This is a genomic window from Ignavibacteriota bacterium, from assembly GCA_016212665.1.
In the GTDB taxonomy this organism is placed as follows: domain Bacteria; phylum Bacteroidota; class Ignavibacteria; order UBA10030; family SZUA-254; genus FW602-bin19.
This window is the reverse complement of the sequence record JACREZ010000006.1, coordinates 1-18,173: the sequence shown is the minus strand read 5'-3', so window position 1 is coordinate 18,173 and position 18,173 is coordinate 1. Positions and strand designations below refer to the sequence as shown.

The following is an 18,173-nucleotide window of genomic DNA, read 5'->3' as shown; positions in this document are numbered from 1 at the left end:
CATTAATTAAGGAAAATAAAACAATGGCAAAGAAATATGTTTACACATTTGGAAACGGAAAAGCCGAAGGCACGGCAGAGATGAAAGGTCTGCTCGGCGGTAAGGGTGCAAACCTCGCTGAGATGACGAACATCGGTTTACCGGTTCCGGCGGGCTTCACGGTTTCGACGGAAGTCTGCACGTACTATTACGCGAACAAGCGGACGTATCCGCAAACACTGAACAGCGAAGTCGTGAAGGCGCTGAAGAAAGTGGAGAAGATGATGGGGATGAAATTCGGGAATCCGAAAAACCCGTTGCTCGTCTCCGTTCGTTCTGGCGCACGTGCTTCGATGCCGGGAATGATGGATACAATTCTCAATCTCGGTTTGAATGATGTCGTTGCGGAAGGACTTGTGAAGAAAACAAAGAACCCGCGCTTCGTGTATGATTCGTACCGTCGCTTCGTTCAAATGTACGGTGATGTTGTGTTGGGTTTGAAACCGCAACACAAAGATGAGATTGACCCGTTCGAACTCATCATCGAAAAGATGAAGGAAGAAAAAGGTGTGCATCTTGATACCGAACTCGATGCAAACGATATGAAAGAACTTGTCTCACGGTTCAAGAAAGCAATCAAAGAAAAAACAGGACACAGTTTTCCCGACGACCCGATGAAGCAATTGTGGGGCGCAGTCGGTGCAGTGTTTAGTTCGTGGAATAACGACCGGGCGATTGCGTACAGAAAGATGTACGATATTCCCGAATCGTGGGGAACGGCAGTCAATATTCAATCCATGGTGTTCGGAAATATGGGTGAAGATTCCGGAACAGGCGTTGCATTCACACGTGATGCGGCAACCGGGAAGAATATTTTCTACGGTGAGTATCTTATGAACGCGCAGGGCGAAGATGTCGTCGCAGGAACACGTACGCCGTTGCCGATTTCTAAACTTGCAAAAGAGAATCCGAGAATCTACAATCAACTCGACAAAATCCGATTGAAACTTGAGAAGCACTATCGGGACATGATGGATGTAGAGTTCACGATTCAACAAAAGAAATTGTACATGTTACAATGCCGTGTCGGAAAGCGAACAGCGTTTGCCGCAATCAAAATTGCGGTGGATATGGTTGGCGAAGGTTTGATTTCCGAGAAAGAAGCATTGAACAGAATTGAACCGGACCAACTCAATCAATTGCTCCGTCCGATTTTTGATTTGAAAGAGAAAGCATCTGCGATTCAAGCAGGCAAATTGCTTGCGAAAGGATTGAACGCCGGACCCGGCGCGGCAACAGGTCGTGTTGTGTTCAACGCACCTGATGCTGAAGAATGGAAAAAGCGTGGTGAAAAAATCATTCTCACACGAATTGAAACATCGCCGGAAGACATCAAAGGAATGGATGCCTCGGAAGGAATTCTTACGGCACGCGGCGGTATGACTTCGCACGCGGCGTTGGTCGCACGGCAGATGGGAAAAGTTTGTGTCGCAGGTTGCTCGGTGTTGAATATTGATTACGCAACGCACACGATGGTCGTGAACGGAAAGACAATCAAAGAAGGAGATTGGATTTCGATTGACGGAACGACGGGTGAAGTAATCGAAGGAAAACTTGCGACGAAACCTTCTGAGGTTGTTCAGGTGTTGATTGATAAAACGCTCGAACCGCGCAAAGCGCCAGTGTATCAATCGTATGCAAAGGTTATGAAATGGGCTGACCAATATCGCCGTCTGAAAATTCGAACGAACGCTGACCAACCCGACCAATCAGCAAATGCAGTTGCCTTTGGCGCTGAAGGAATCGGGCTGTGCAGAACCGAGCACATGTTCTTCGGCGAAGGAAAAATCGGGCCGATGCGCGAGATGATTTTAGCAGATACGCTTGAAGCACGAAAGATTGCTCTCGCGAAATTGCTTCCGTTGCAACGTGTTGACTTTGAAGGAATCTTTGAAGCGATGAACGGACGACCGGTAACAATCAGAACGATTGACCCGCCGTTGCACGAGTTTGTTCCGCATGAAGAAAAACAACAGCGTGAACTTGCAAAGCAAATGGGAATCAGTTATGAAAAAGTTCGTCAACGGGTTGAGGGATTACACGAGTTTAACCCGATGCTTGGTTTCCGTGGTTGCCGGTTGGGATTAATTTTCCCGGAGATTACCGAAATGCAGGCACGAGCAATTTTTGAAGCCGCAGCAAATGTGAAAGCACGCGGCATCAAGGTAGAACCGGAAGTGATGATTCCGCTCGTCGGCAATGTGAAGGAACTTGCGCATCAGGAAAAAATCGTCCGGCAGGTTGCTGAAGAAGTTCTGCGTGAAAAGAAAGTGAAGTTCAACTATCTTGTCGGGACGATGATTGAAGTTCCCCGCGGTGCAATTACAGCAGACGAAATTGCAAAGTCGGCAGAGTTCTTCAGTTTCGGAACGAACGATTTGACACAAACAACGCTTGGTGTCAGTCGTGATGATGCCGGAAGATTTCTTACTCCGTATGTCGAGATGGAAATTTATCCCAAAGACCCGTTCGAAGCAATTGACAGAGCCGGTGTCGGCGCATTGATGAAAATTGCCGTCGAGAAAGGTCGTTCGGTTCGGAGCGATTTGAAGATTGGAATCTGCGGCGAGCATGGCGGCGAGCCATCGTCTGTCGAGTTCTGTCATCAACTCGGATTGAACTATGTCAGTTGTTCACCGTACCGTGTGCCGATTGCGCGGCTTGCCGCCGCAAAGGCAGCGCTTGCAGATGAGAAATCTGTCGAGACAGGAAAGAAGAAAAAATAATTTACTCTCCTCACTCCTCTCCTTCATAAGGAAGGGGAGGAGTGAAGGATTGATGGAGTAATGGCGTAATCGTTTACCTACGATACACTATTTACTACTCACCATTCACCACTAACAAGCACAATAGAAGGAAACGAAAAATATGAGCATGAAATTATCAGACTTTAAATACCCAACGCCGCGCAACTTAATAGCAAAGTACCCTGCAAAGCCGCGTGACTCTGCACGACTGATGGTCATCAATCGAGCAGATGAATCAATTGAAGAGAAACGGTTTAGTGACATAGTTGATTACTTCAAAAAAGGAGACTCACTTGTTCTGAACAACACGAAAGTATTTTCCGCGCGGATGGTTGGACGCAAGGAAAAAACAAACGCGAAGATTGAAGTGTTTCTTCTCCGTCAGTTAAATGCGGAAGAAGGAATCTGGGATGTTATTGTTGACCCGGCACGAAAGGTTCGAATCGGCAACAAAATTTATTTCGACGACGGAAAATTATGGTGCGAAGTTGTTGACAATACAACCTCACGCGGGCGAACAGTTCGGTTCAACCAAAAAGGAAATTTGTACGGATTGATTGACCGCATCGGTTTGACGCCGCTTCCATACTACATCAAGCGTGAACCGGAAGATGCAGACAAGGAAGCATATCAAACAGTGTTTGCAAAATATATCGGCTCGGTTGCCGCGCCGACTGCCGCGCTACATTTCTCCCAACGTCTTCTTACTCAGTTACATGACAAGGGAGTTTCGGTTTCGCACGTCCTGCTTCATCTTGGTTTAGGTTCGTTCAGACCGGTGGAAGTGGAAGACCTTTCGAAGCATCGGATGGATTCGGAATATTTTGAAGTCCCGCTCAGTGCGGCTGATGCTGTTAATAAATCAATCAATAACAAAGGGAATGTCTTTGTTGTCGGAACGAGTGCAACTCGCGCTGTTGAATCGGCAGTAACAACCACAGGTCATCTTAAAATGGCTCGTGGTTGGACGGATAAGTTTATCTTCCCACCGTATGAATTTAAAATCGCCGACAAATTGATTACCAATTTCCATTTGCCGGAATCAACGATGTTAATGATGGTGTGTGCATTTGCCAACCGTGATTTGATTATGAAAGCGTACAAGAAAGCAATCAAAGAGAAATGGCGCTTCTACAGTTACGGCGATGCGATGCTGATTTTGTAATCGTCAATGTTCCGAAATAAAAAAGTTGGACTCATTATTCCCGCCGCCGGAAGCGGAAGTCGTTTTGGCGGCGGTGTGGCTAAGCAATTCCTGGAACTCGGCGGCAAAACGATTCTTTCAACAACATTGCACCGATTTCAAAATAATTCTTTTGTTGATTCTATTGCCATTGCTGGTTCACAAGATGGAATCGAGCAAATCAAAGAACTTGTCACGTCGGAAGATGGTTCTAAAGTATGTTGGATTGGACTTGGCGGCATTGAACGTCAGGATTCTGTCTGGAATGCGCTTCAATCGTTTCACTCTTTACCGCCCGATGTTGTTCTTGTTCACGATGCTGTCCGTCCTTTTGTGAGCGACGAAATTATCGAACGAGTGTTGCAAGCAACAATCGAACACGGTGCGGCAATACCCGCTGTTCGCACGAAGGATACAATCAAAATATCCGATGGGAATTTATTGGTGACTGAAACTCCGCTACGAAATCGGTGCTGGCAAGTGCAAACTCCTCAGGGGTTTGTGTTTGATGGTTTGTTCAAAGCGTTCGAGCGAGCGCGGCGCGATAATTTTATCGGAACTGATGACGCGAGTTTAGTCGAACGAATTGGTCTGCAGGTAAAAATTGTCGAGGGAAGTTATGAGAATTTCAAAATTACAACACAAGAAGATTTGGCAATCGCCGAACTTCTTTCTCAGAAGAACATGAAATCATGATTCATCAAAAAAGAAAATATACATTAGTAAACATACTCCGCGTTGTTCTACCGGTTGTCTGTTTCGCGCTCTTCATACTTTGGACGATTCAAAAAAATCTTCCGACAAACATTCAGGATTTTGTTCCTTCACGGTTGAAGGCAACCTTCGCCTATCAAGCCGCAAAATGGTACAACGATCGTAGAGCGTTTCCGAGCGGAACCATTCCGGTGGATTGGAAAGAGAAAGCGCTCAACCATATTGAGCAAAATCAAAACCGTTTTGCAAAGACTTCCGGTGTTACTCAACTGTCGTGGCAATCGCTCGGTCCGGTTAATATTGCCGGTCGGCTTCGTTCGATTGTTATTGATAAAGACCACCCAGAAACGTTGTACGTTGGTTCGGTAAGCGGTGGAATTTGGAAAACGATGAACGGTGGAAGTTCGTGGGCTTCTACTTCAGACTTCGCGACAAATATTTGTATCGGAACGATGGTCATGCATCCGACAAATCCGAATATTCTCTATGCAGGAACGGGCGAAGGATATTTCAATATTGATGCGTTGCGCGGCGCAGGTATTTTGAAATCTACCAATGGCGGAGGAAGTTGGACAACCATCACGAATTTTTCAAATGAAGATGTAACGCTTCAATCGGGAAGAAAACTCAAAGCATATCATTATATCAACAAACTCATTATCAGGCCGGATAATCCTGACGTTCTTTACGCTGGTGTCGTTGGGGGAGTTTGGAAATCAACCGATGCAGGAAGTTCGTGGAAGAAACTGAATGTTGGAAACACCGACCCGTTTTGCATGGACTTGGTAGCGAATCCTGATTTTCCCGACGTCATGTATGCTTCGTTCGGATTATTCATGCCGTACAACGATGGCATTTATAAAACAACGGATGGTGGCGCAAATTGGACGAAACTCACAAACGGTTTTCCTTCAGCAACAACGGGATATACTCGAATAAGTTTGGCTATTGCACCGAGCGAGCCTGACATTATTTATGCTTCGCTCTCCGATTCTAATTTTTATACACACAGCATTCAGAAATCAACCAACGCAGGGGGAAGTTGGTTTGCAGTTTCCACACCATACGATAATTCACCATATGTACGGGGAACTCATCTCGGCGGCCAGGGATTTTACAACAACGTTTTAGCCGTTCATCCCACGAATGAAAATATTGTGTATGCCGGGGGAATAAATATTTTTCGTTCAAGTAACGGTGGTACAGGATGGACGCGTCTTATTGATGCGAATGGCGTGGCAAACTTTCACGTTGACCAACATGTCATAACATTTCATCCGAAGAATCCATCCACAATATTTTTCGGGAATGATGGTGGCATCTATAAGACAACAAACGACGGAGTTTCATTTGGTGAGTTGAATAACGACCTCGTTGTTACACAGTTTTACAGCGGCGCTACGCATCCGACATTGAATTACTATTTTGGCGGAACGCAGGATAACGGAACATTGATGAGGTCAACTTCGACTTCGTGGCAACCAATTCTTTCAGGCGATGGCGGTCCGGTGATTGTTAATCCTCAAGACCCGAACATTGTGTATATGACCTATGTTTATTTATCCGTATGGAAGTCAACGAATGGCGGTACAGGTCCGACAAGAATGATGTCCGGAATACCGACCGAAATAGGAGTATCATGGACTTCTGACCGATGTTCGTTCATCGCACCGTTAGTGATGGACCCGAACAATCCGAATGTATTAGTCGGAGGAACGTACCGGCTATTCAAAACATCAAGTGCGGCTGAATCATGGTCGGCGATTACTGAAGATTTAACAGGAAGCGGCGCGGGGAGTGTCCAATCTTCCGGCGCAACCATCACAGCGATTGCCATTGCTAAACAAAATTCCTCAGTGATGTATGTCGGAACGAGTGGATGGAGCGGGGTTCGTTCAAGAGTGTTAGTGACGACCAATGGAGGAGGCGGTTGGGTTGTTCACGACCAACTCCCGCTTCCGAACAGAGAAGTTACTTCAATCGCTATTGACCCGCTCAACGCGAGCAAAGCGTATGTCGGATACTCAGGGTATGGATTGGGAACCGCGACGACAGGTCATGTCTATTTGACAACAAACCGTGGTAGCAACTGGTCGAACGTCAGTGGAAATTTGCCGGATGTTCCGGTCAACTCGATTGTGATTGACCCCAAACAATCTACGCATGTCATCATCGGAACAGACCTTGGTGTGTTTGAGACCACAAACGGAGGAACAACATGGACTCAGGAAAACGAGGGGCTTGCCAATGTTGCAGTTCATGATCTGGACATTCGTGAAGATGGCTATATTCTTGCCGCGACACATGGGCGTGGGATGTTCCTTTCAAAAACGGATTTGTATTCCGGGCTTGCGCTCTACTTTCCGTCACAAAATGCATCCAACATTTCAACATCTCCCACGTTACGTTGGAAACATTCAGACTCGGCAACCACGTATCGTTTACAAGTAGCGACAGACCCAACATTTGCTGCCGGAATTGCTTATAGTGATTCAAACCTGACTGATACCGTTCATGTAATTTCCGGCTTGTCATTGAACACGATGTATTACTGGCAAGTGAGTATCAAAAAACTTTCAGGGAAAATTTCCTCTTCGCCGATTTGGAGTTTCACGACAATCGGAACGTATCCGACTTCATTCTCCGCCAGCGCTACAATTGATTTCCCGAATTATTCTTCTCAAGAAAGTTACGCAACGAAAGACTACCGTCTTGTCGGACTTCCCGGCTTAAGCAATTTGAGAATTGATAGTTTGCTCTCCGGCACACATAAAACAGATTGGCAGATTTATTGGGATAACGGCGCGGCTTCAGAATATTTAATTGAGTATAACGGCAGTTCTGATTTTCGTTTCTCTTCCGGGCGCGCGTTTTGGATGCTGAACAAGAGGGATTGGAATTTTTCAGGAACACTCAATTCGATGCCGATGAATAATGATGCGGTCGAAATTCCGTTGCATCCCGGCTGGAATATGATTACAAGTCCGTATCCGTTTGCCGTAACATGGGCGACAATCAAATCTGCAAACAGTGTCAACGAATCGTTGTGGGGATTTAAGGGAAGTTTTACCGCATCAAGTTCTCTTGAGCCGTACTATGGTTTTTATTTTTTCAATGCAACAAATCTGTCTTCACTGAAAATTCCGTACGGCAGTTCCCTCGGCAAAACAATCGCAGACGAAGTTGAATCGGAATGTGATTGGCAAGTGAGCATCGGGCTTCAAACAAAGACATATACGGAAAATGTTGTTGCCTTCGGAGTTGTTCAAACGTCATCGAACGGCTTGGATAGGTATGATGTTCGTCGTCCCCGTGCAGTTGGAGAAACTCCTTCTGTAATTTTTTCAAGGAAGGAGTGGGATGATTTATACAGTTCGTTTGCTACCGACTTCAAGCCGGAGATTCAGGATTCGCAACGTTGGAGATTTGAAGTGTTGCATACGAACAAGCAATCCGTGAAACTTTCGTTCGATGGAATTGCCACAATACCGGAAGAGTTTGATGTATATTTAATTGATGAGGAACGGGGAGTCAAACAAAATCTGAGAAGCAATCCTGCTTATAGTTTTTCTTCAACAAGTGATAAGAGTGAATTTGTTGTGTTGGTCGGAAAAAATGAAGCGATTGCGGAGTTGTTGAACAATGTCGCACCGAAGGAATTCTACCTGAGCGATAATTATCCGAACCCGTTTAACCCGACTACGAATTTCGAATTTCGAATTGCCAATTTCGGATTGGTATCATTAAAAATATATAATCTCGCAGGTCAGGAGGTCGCTACGCTTATCAATGAAGCAAAACAAAGTGGGACATATACGGTCGAGTGGAACGCAAGCGACATGCCTTCGGGAGTTTATCTTGCTCAGTTACGGGCAGGAACATATTCTTCCGTCAAGAAAATCTTGTTGATAAAGTAACCGGAGTATCCCATGAAATTATTTTACCACTCAAAATCGTTCAGACTGTTTCTTCTCGTCTGTTTCCTCAAACTGATTTTCACAGATGAATCAGCCGCGTCAACCAATCAAGCGAACGTCAGCAATGTTCGGTTTGAACAGATGAATGACCGGATTATCATCAACTATGATTTATCGGGCGAAACCACAAAAGAATATCACGTCCTCTTTTCATTGAAGAAAAAAAGTGACCCTGATTTCGCGTTTGTTCCTGAACATCTGACGGGAAGTATTGGAGATGGAATTGCATGCGGAGAAAATCTTTCCGTTGAGTGGAATGTGAATGATGACTTTCCTGAAGGGTTGAATGGCGGCGATTATTATTTTGTCGGGTACGCCTCTGAGGAAGAAGAGACTTCTATCAGTCCGTGGATTTGGATTGGCGCTGCATTAATAGTCGGGGGAATTGTTTTTTTGCTTGTAAACAAGTCAAAAGAAGACACTCCGAACGAATTCCCCTCGCCGCCCGGGCGACCGAATTGACGAGAATAAAAAAAATATCCTGATTTTTTCAATAAAACACTTGATTTTATCAAAAACGTTTTGTAAGTTTCCACCGCAATCAACTAATCCAAAGTACTTCTTATTTCCATTTGGGGAAAGACCATGAAAAAACATTTACCGTTTCTCTCTGCATTTCTTTTACTTGCATTTGTCTTACTCTCGTTAGAGACAGCAACTGCACAAGCGCCAATGAAGTTCAGAACTTTTCGTGCATCAGATTATCGTTCTTTATCAACTCCCAAAAGTCGCTCAGGATTTATTATCCGCGGCAGATTACCGAATGCCGGGAACGTTCGCGACACAGTATTTCTCAATCGCGGTTTCAGTTGGGAAGCGCCGGAAGATGGCGGCTTCTTACGCGTCGGGCATCGTTTTACAGATAGTTCGCGTTGGTATGGATGGTTCTTCTACTTCCGATGGCACTACAGCGCTCCCGAAGTGCGATACTATATTTTCAGTCCTTCCGCATTAGCGAAGAGTCCCGATTACCTGAAAATCCGGGGTGAAATCAGGACAACGACATATTTTGGAAATGCCGGAAATGCGCTTACTCAACATCTCACTGCAATGAAAACGAATATTGCCGCAAGTGATTTGGGAATTATGCCGGCAGGATTCGGTGACCTTGTTTTCAATCAACCGAGTGGTCCCGAAACAATTCTCAACGGTAAAACAATTCGTGAAATTGTGATGCTCGGTGATTCTGCAATCACGCTTGGTAAGTTACAGAAAACGAAATATCCCATGTCATTAGTGAATGTTATTAATACAGTCATCGCTCGCATTAATAACGAGTTTTATTCCCCGGTTGTTGAAACAACGAAAACCAATCCGTTGATTCTCCAGGGAGCGAAGTTACTCTCTGCCGTTCCGTATTTATATTATGACCCAACCCGGCTGATGCCATGGAACAGAAACAGAACAGAAGCGCGCATCAGCAATCCGAACCCGATGATTGAAATGCCGGAAAGTTATTCGTTGCAACAGAATTATCCCAACCCGTTCAACCCGACGACGATGATTCAATATCAATTAGCATCTGAAAGCAAGGTTACACTTACTGTCTATGATGCAGCTGGTCGTGAGGTAGGAAGACTGGTTGACGATATTCAAAATGCAGGCGAACAAACTTCAATGTGGAATGCCGAAGGACTTGCAAGCGGAGTCTATTTCTACAAACTTGAAGCGACAAGCATGACGCAACCTGATGAGTCATTTGTTCAGACGAAGAAGATGTTGCTCTTGAGATAAGGACATTTATTCAATGAAATATTAGAGTATAAAGAAACTCTATCAATTATGTAAAGGAGACGATGACTCTTCACAAGAGTATAAAAAACCCGTTCACGTGTTTTAAGAAAGTAAAACACGGAGCGGGTTTTTGTGTTTTTGCTACAGTAAAGCATTGGTTCGTTATTGTTGTTATGCATATTTTACCATGCAGTTATTCACAGGCGCAATGGCCGTGGCAAAATCCAAATCCTCGGGGAGCGATTTGCTACAGGTCCATTTCAACAATCAACAGCGAGGTTGGATACATGGAGAAAATGGTACGCTGTAAGACCACAGATGCAGGAACTACATGGATTTAAATCCCTTTAGGAATATTTATTACGCTGACTATGATTCAGTCGCTTGATGGGCGTAGGACTTTTTTCTTCTAATTGTAGATTTACACGAGTAAAAAATAACGCTTGCTATGAAATATATAAAACGAGTCTTATTTATGATAATAAGACATTATGCATTGATTGGTTATTGGAAAAAATCGTTTTTTGTAACGTCATTGATTGTATTCGTTATGATTACAATGCAAGATTACTGCTATCCACAGTGGACACATGTCGGTCTGACAGGGTATGTGTCGGTGCTTCATAAACAAAATGATACTTTGCTTGCAGGTAGTGGATTGGTATATCGTTCCACGGATTATGGAAATCACTGGGATGCACTTGAAGATCCTTACGTTTTTAATGTTTCCACTATTGAAACGATAAACGAGACGATTCTTGTGGGTGGAAATTGGGGATGCATTTATTGTGAAGAACGATCGCCGGCAGTATCCCGTTCTCAAGATTATGGAAATACTTGGACGACAGTTCTATCATCATATTACGGTGTTCAATCAATTCTAAAAAGTAATAGGCACATTTTCACAAATCCTGATGGAATGCTATATCGTTCTGATGATGGGGGAGCCAATTGGAATCGTGTTCCATCTGATTCTATATTTGGATGGCGAACTTATCTATTATATGCTGATGAAACTGAACTTTATGCGGCAAATGAAAATCAATTGTTTTACACAACCAACGAAGGGGAAACTTGGCATTCAATGACTACGGGCTGGGGAAATGCATATGTCTATTCGCTTGTGAAAAGGGATTCGTTGCTCTTCACAGGTACGAGTTATGGCGTGTACCGTTCTACAAATCACGGAGTGAACTGGGAAAAAAATAGTCCGGGAACTAACATTAGTTTTGCTCTGCTCCTTTTTGGTGATAATCTCTTCGCCGTTTGGAGTGATTCAATTTACACGACGAAAATCGATTCACTGAACTGGCAAAATGTAAGCGCGGGATTAGTTCTTCCAGATTATCGGAATATCAGTTCACTCGCATATGCAGGGAAATATCTTTTCGCCGGAACAAATTATGGAGTCTGGCGGCGACCGTTATCAGAAATGGTTCCTTTAGATGAAATAAAGGTTAAAAGAGGTTGGAATTTGATTTCGCTACCGGCTATAACCACCGATTGTAGAAAAACCGATTTGTTTCCTACGGCAACATCGCACGCGTTTTCCTATAACAGTTCTACTTATACCCAGCATGATACACTTCAAAAAGGTATAGGATATTGGATAAAGTTCAGTAGTGAGCAGAAAATATCAATCATTGGTTCAAAAATAAATATAGATACGATTAATGTACAACCAGGATGGAATATGATTGGAGCAATTAGTAATCCGGTTCCGGTTGGATTTACTACTTTCATCCCCCAGGACATGCAGGTAAGTGAATTTTTCAAATACGACCGATCATACTTTACGGCTGACACACTTCTGCCGGGGAAAGGTTACTGGATAAAAGTGAATCAGGACGGAAAGCTGATTCTTTCGTCTTCGACTACGATGGGCTTGTCGAACCGGATCAATATCGTCTCGGATGAGGAATCGCCACCACCACCGCCGGATGGTGAAATCACAAATCTCAAATCTCAAATACCAAACCATTTTGCACTTAGCCAAAATTACCCGAATCCTTTCAATCCAATAACCATCTTTCGTTATCAGTTATCAGAGGATGTCCATGTGAGGTTAAGCGTCTTCAACACACTTGGAGTTGAAGTAGCAGCACTTATTGATGGAGTTGAATCAGCAGGATACAAGTCATTAGAGTTTGATGCTTCATCATTACCAAGTGGTGTTTATTTCTATCGCTTACAAGCGGGTACATTCACCGATGTAAAGAAGATGTTATTAACCCGTTGATGAGAAGCCGAAATTATTTTGAAATCCCGCGTAACCAAAACCTACGCGGGATTTATTTTATGTGAACTAAAGCAATCAAGGTAATCATGAAAATCATAAAAATCCCGGTCTGATTTGTTCCTTCCTCGTTTTGTTCGTACTTTTGCTCATCGTATGGAGAAATACAATTTAGCAATAGCATGGAACTGGGAGTACGACGAAGATTTTCTCGTCTCAATAGAACGGGAATGTGTGCGTCGTGAGTTAACAACGCTTCGGGTAGAAGATAACAATCTTTCCGACGTCTTTCGAAAAATTCATTCGGGTGAATTTTTCGTTGATGCATTATTCGACCGTGCCTCCGATAGCGACGATATGTACGCTCATTTTGTTCATGAATGTCAGAAAAATCAAACCCGGATTTTCAATAACTATCATCTCGCAGAGCGGTCACGCGATAAAGCAACAATGCACCTCGAACTGATGACCGCCGGATTGTTCGTTCCCCATTCAATTATTCTCCCGCCATTCCATGCTCAACAGTTCCTTCATAGTACGGAAAGGGAACTCAAAACTCTTGGGAAACCCTTTATCATCAAACCGGCAAACACGACCGGCGGCGGAACAGGCGTGCATCTCAATGCACATTCGTTGCGGGACATTCATCACGCACGACAAGAACATCCGCAGGATAAATATCTGATTCAGGAAAAAATAATTCCCAAGGTAGTTGATAAACGCAGAGCATGGTTCAGAGTGTTTCATGCGTTCGGTGAAGTAATTCCCTGTTGGTGGGATGACCATACGCATGTCTATAACGAAGTAACGCTTGAAGAAGAATCCCTCTACGAACTATCACCATTACGAAACTATGCTCACACAATTCAGAGAGTCTGTAATCTCGATTTCTTCTCTTCGGAAATTGCCTTGACGTCCGAGAACAAATTCGTTGTTGTAGATTATGTGAACGAAGTATGCGACATGCGCTTGCAATCGAAAAGCGCGGACGGCGTCCCCGATGATATTGTCGAACGGATTGTCTCGCTCTTGGTGAATGAAGTGGAAATTACCTTGCATCGTTCACAAGTGACCGATTAAAAATCAAAAATAAATAAGAAAACGGAAATGAAAAAACTCACCGATAACGTTGCCGCCATTATTTTGGGCGGCGGTCGCGGAACGCGACTCGCGCCATTAACTAACTACCGCGCGAAACCGGCGCTCCCGTTGGCAGGAAAATATCGCTTGATTGATATTCCTGTCAGTAATTGCATCAACTCCGAAATCCAAAAAATGTTTGTGTTGACGCAGTTCAACTCGGCTTCGCTCAACCAGCACATTTCCAACACGTACAGGTTTTCTCCCTTCTCAAAAGGATTTGTTCATGTTCTTGCGGCTACGCAAACGCCGGTAAATCCCGATTGGTTTGAAGGAACCGCCGATGCGGTACGAAAAACCCGTGCGGCTATCGAACCCTGGAAGATGGACAATCTCTTAATATTGTCGGGCGACCATTTGTACAGGATGGATTACAGGGCGTTTCTCCAACATCATCACGATACGAATGCCGATATTTCCATCTCGGTCGTTCCTGTGAATGAATCGGATGCAACAGGGTTCGGGTTGATGAAAATTGATAACAAGGGACGCATTATCAACTTCAAAGAAAAGCCGAAGGGGAAAGAATTGTCGGCGATGAAAGTGAACACGGAATCCATCGGGCTGAACAAGAGCGAAGCAAAACAAAAACCCTACATCGCTTCGATGGGAATTTATGTGTTCAAGCAACATATCTTGTTTGATTTGCTCGACAAGGAACGCAAACTCATAGACTTCGGAAAAGATATTATTCCCGCGGCAATCAAAAAGTATCATGTACAGGCATTTTTATTCAAAGGGTATTGGGAAGATATCGGAACGATTGAGGCATTCTATAACGCGAACCTGAAATTGGTAAAGCAACCGACGCCGGAGTTTAGTTTTTACGATGTGGACTTCCCGATTTACACACACCCGCGATTTCTCCCGCCGAGTAAAATCCTGAGCAGTGAAATCAGCGAGACGATGGTTTGCGATGGCTGTATCATCAAAAGCGCGCGCCTGCATAACTCTATTATTGGAATTCGCTCGCGGTTAGATGAGGGAACGGTGATTGAGAATTCACTGCTAATGGGATTGGATTATTATGAAATGAACGATGCTCGGGAGAAAGCAATCGCATTGGGAAAACCGCCGATGGGAATTGGCGCCGGTTCAATTATCAGGAATGCGATCATTGATAAAAATGCACGCATCGGGAAGAATGTGAAAATTATTAACTCCAAGAATGTGCAGGAATACTACGACAAGAAAAAACGATTCGAAATCCGTTCGGGGATTACTATTGTTTTAAAGGATGCGGTGATTCCGGATGGAACCGTTATTTGAGATTTGCGATGTGTGAAATGGGATGTGAGTTCTTACTCAATTTAATTATCCAAAGAAATTGGTAAAAATTATGGTTGAACAACAACATGTCATCATGGTCGCGTCTGAGAACGCGGCGTTGAAAGGGGGAAAGGTCGGTGGTGTAGGAGATGTCGTTCGGGATTTACCACGTGCACTGGCTTCACTCGGATGGCGAACGACCGTACTCATTCCTTCGTACTCATTTCTTCACCTGAACAATCCATCGAAGTTGCTTGTAACGTTGGATGTCCCGTACCGGGGCGGAAGATTTTCGGCCGAGTTCTGGGAAGCGGAGTCGAACAAACCCAATCCATCTGTCAGGCATATCCTTGTTCATCATCCGTTGATTGGCGGCGAGCCGATTTATTTCAATGATTCTTCCGACCAACCGTTTGCCCGTGATGCTTCAAAGTATGCCCTCTTCTGTTCTGCCGCCGGGCAATTTCTCCGTACGCCGGGAATGGAAGGAGTCTTACATCTTCACGATTGGCACACAGCGACACTGTTGCTGTTACGGGATTTGCATCCCGAGTTTTTTCATCTCCACAAGTTCAAAACAATCTTTACTATCCACAACCTCGGCATTCAGGGAACGCGCCCGATGAGGAATCATGACTCTTCGCTTGAGGCATGGTTCCCGGAATTATTTCGTTCGGGAGATTGGATAGAGTATTGGAAAGACCCGCGGTACGATGCGTTGATGTTCACTCCGATGTTTACCGGGATTCGTTTTGCACATTTCGTCAACACTGTATCGCCAACCTATGCACGGGAAATCCTCCACACAAGCAACCACGCAAACGGCTTCTTCGGCGGCGAAGGACTTGAAGCGCTCCTCCGGTTCGTGAACAACGAAGGACGGCTACACGGAATTTTGAATGGATGCGAGTATGAACCGATTCACGATTCACAATTGATGATTCAAGATTCAAAATTCTCAAAGCACTCACTACTTTCACCCGCCGCAGGCGGGCAAGCCACTCACGATTTACTAAGTTTGATTCTTGATGAACTCCAAACCGGTCAAGTAAGTATCGGTGGGTTATCCCGCGAGGATAGTCTTGGCAGACTTCAATGGCTTCAGGAACAGGATATTGAATTGCTCCTGACGAGCGTAACGCGGGTAACGGAACAGAAGGTCAGATTGTTTTGCGAGAAAGATTCTGTCGGGACAATTGCGATTGATTCCATTGCGGCTATGGTGAATGAGAACAACGGACTCTTCATCATGCTTGGTACCGGCACGCCCGATTATGAATCGTATCTTAGCGGCGCATCAGCATACCACGAACGGTTTCTCTTTGTGCGCGGCTTTTCTGAAAAGATTGCTCAGGCATTGTACGCAAGCGGCACAATGTTTCTCATGCCGAGTTTGTACGAGCCGTGCGGCATCAGCCAGATGGTCGCAATGAGGAACGGGCAACCGTGCGTTGTGCATGGCACAGGCGGATTGAAAGATACCGTGTGGCACGACGTGAATGGTTTTGTGTTCGAGGGATGGACGATGAACGATAAGTGCGATAATTTTACCGGCACAGTCCGGCATGCGATTGATGTCTTCGTCCACGATAACGAACGATGGCAACGCATCAGGCACGCCGCCCATGCCGCCCGTTTCGGTTGGGAAGATGCGGCGAGGAACTATGTCGAAATGTATCAACGAAGTTGACGATTTTTTCATTGAATCATTTTCTAAGAGGAGTTCTCCAACATTGTTGTTATCTGACATCCGAACATCAAGAGAGCAAATAATTCCGCGATTTAATTGGAAAGAACAACCGGCGACCACCGGACATTTATTCATAACTAATGGGGATAGTACGTGCAGGAAGTAGAGAGAAAAAAGGAAACAGAAGCGTTACAGACACTCATCGCCTCTTTGAAGGAAGAGAACGAAGCGTTACAAGAAACAATCCGCACACAAAAGCGGACCATTTCTGTGTTGAAGAATTTAGTAGCATCGCAGAAGAAGATGATCGCCCTTCAAACCACGTTGGATAGAACTTCAAACAGTCGGGGTGATTCTTCAAAGAAAAATGAAGATACTACAATCGAAAAAGGAGATACATCAAACGACTTTGCAGATAAGGCAATCGAAAAAGGAGATACATCAAACGACTTTGCAGATAAGGCAATCGAAAAAGGAGATACATCAAACGACTTTGTAGATAAAGCAATCGAGAAAGGAGATACATCAAACGACTTTGTAGATAAAGCAATCGAGAAAGGAGATATATCAAACGACTTTGCAGATAAAGCAATCGAAAAAAGAGATATGTCAAACGACCTTTCAGATAATTCAATCGAAAAAGAAGATGATACAATCAAATTGACTGATAATTCAATCAAGAAAAAAGATGTTGCAATTGAAGGAAATGATAATGTAATTGTGATTGCCGAACCGGAAAAGAAGCCGGAAAAGCCATTAACCCCTGTTGAATTGATAAAAAGAGAACTCTATGGGGTATTATATCAAAACTCCCGTCGTTTGGCTCCTGAGACATTGATGCGAATTATTGATGAGTTAATATTTATTGCCGGCAAGGGGGTGGTGAACGCAAAGGAGGTTCGTACAAGGTTCGGAATTGCGGTTGCAACGTTCCAACGGGATATGCTAACCTTACGAAAAATGAAGTGGATAATATCTGAGGGAGGAACCAAAATCAGAAACTACCGATTGACGGAAGAGGGGAAGCGGGTGTTACGCCCGAAGGTATTGTCTGATGGCATGTGATATGATACCACCCCTTCGGGGTTGTAATTATAGATTTATATGTTCTCTATAATCATGTCACCCCTTCGGGGTTTTGAATGGTGTTTTTGTGAGGGTATAATCATGTCACCCCTTCGGGGTTTTGAATGGTGTTTTTGTGAGGGCTATAATCATGTCACCCTGTTGGGGTTATGAATGTGTTATAGTGAACGTTAAAATCATGTCACTCCTTTGGGGTGAAAGTAACACACGACTATGAAAAATACAAACAACAACAATCCCGAAGGGATGAGATGATTATAGATTTGAATGAGCTGATGGAATGAATCCCGAAGGGATGAAATGATTAGGGAATTATATAAAATATTTTCCAATGTGTGTGATATGATGTCACCCCTTC

At 44.3% G+C, this 18,173-nt stretch carries 11 protein-coding genes; all 11 read left to right on the top strand.

Features of this window, described 5'->3' with window-relative positions; translation table 11 throughout:
* Positions 1-23: 23 nt before the first annotated feature.
* The gene (locus tag HY960_01920; GenBank protein MBI5214490.1) at positions 24-2,765 is read left to right on the top strand and encodes a pyruvate, phosphate dikinase; all 2,742 of its coding nucleotides are present in this window, start codon (positions 24-26) and stop codon (positions 2,763-2,765) included.
* Between the two features lie 148 nt (positions 2,766-2,913).
* Positions 2,914-3,951, top strand: a complete 1,038-nt coding sequence (queA, locus tag HY960_01915) for a tRNA preQ1(34) S-adenosylmethionine ribosyltransferase-isomerase QueA (protein ID MBI5214489.1) — start codon at positions 2,914-2,916, stop codon at positions 3,949-3,951.
* A 6-nt stretch (positions 3,952-3,957) separates the two neighbouring features.
* Positions 3,958-4,665, top strand: a complete 708-nt coding sequence (ispD, locus tag HY960_01910) for a 2-C-methyl-D-erythritol 4-phosphate cytidylyltransferase (protein ID MBI5214488.1) — start codon at positions 3,958-3,960, stop codon at positions 4,663-4,665.
* Positions 4,662-8,600, top strand: a complete 3,939-nt coding sequence (locus tag HY960_01905) for a T9SS type A sorting domain-containing protein (GenBank protein MBI5214487.1) — start codon at positions 4,662-4,664, stop codon at positions 8,598-8,600. The genes ispD and HY960_01905 overlap by 4 nt, the downstream gene beginning before the upstream one ends.
* A gap of 12 nt (positions 8,601-8,612) precedes the next feature.
* Positions 8,613-9,122, top strand: coding sequence for a hypothetical protein (locus tag HY960_01900; protein MBI5214486.1), 510 nt, complete (start codon positions 8,613-8,615; stop codon positions 9,120-9,122).
* A gap of 123 nt (positions 9,123-9,245) precedes the next feature.
* Positions 9,246-10,394 (top strand): T9SS type A sorting domain-containing protein, encoded by a 1,149-nt coding sequence (locus tag HY960_01895; protein ID MBI5214485.1) that lies wholly within the window; start codon positions 9,246-9,248, stop codon positions 10,392-10,394.
* 475 nt (positions 10,395-10,869) lie between these two features.
* The gene (locus HY960_01890; protein ID MBI5214484.1) at positions 10,870-12,633 is read left to right on the top strand and encodes a T9SS type A sorting domain-containing protein; all 1,764 of its coding nucleotides are present in this window, start codon (positions 10,870-10,872) and stop codon (positions 12,631-12,633) included.
* A 153-nt stretch (positions 12,634-12,786) separates the two neighbouring features.
* Positions 12,787-13,710, top strand: a complete 924-nt coding sequence (locus tag HY960_01885) for a hypothetical protein (protein MBI5214483.1) — start codon at positions 12,787-12,789, stop codon at positions 13,708-13,710.
* Between the two features lie 27 nt (positions 13,711-13,737).
* Positions 13,738-15,039, top strand: coding sequence for a glucose-1-phosphate adenylyltransferase (locus tag HY960_01880; GenBank protein MBI5214482.1), 1,302 nt, complete (start codon positions 13,738-13,740; stop codon positions 15,037-15,039).
* A 70-nt stretch (positions 15,040-15,109) separates the two neighbouring features.
* Positions 15,110-16,729: a glycogen/starch synthase gene (locus HY960_01875; protein ID MBI5214481.1), complete on the top strand. Its 1,620-nt coding sequence runs from the start codon at positions 15,110-15,112 to the stop codon at positions 16,727-16,729.
* A gap of 153 nt (positions 16,730-16,882) precedes the next feature.
* Positions 16,883-17,794, top strand: coding sequence for a hypothetical protein (locus HY960_01870; protein MBI5214480.1), 912 nt, complete (start codon positions 16,883-16,885; stop codon positions 17,792-17,794).
* Positions 17,795-18,173: the final 379 nt, after the last annotated feature.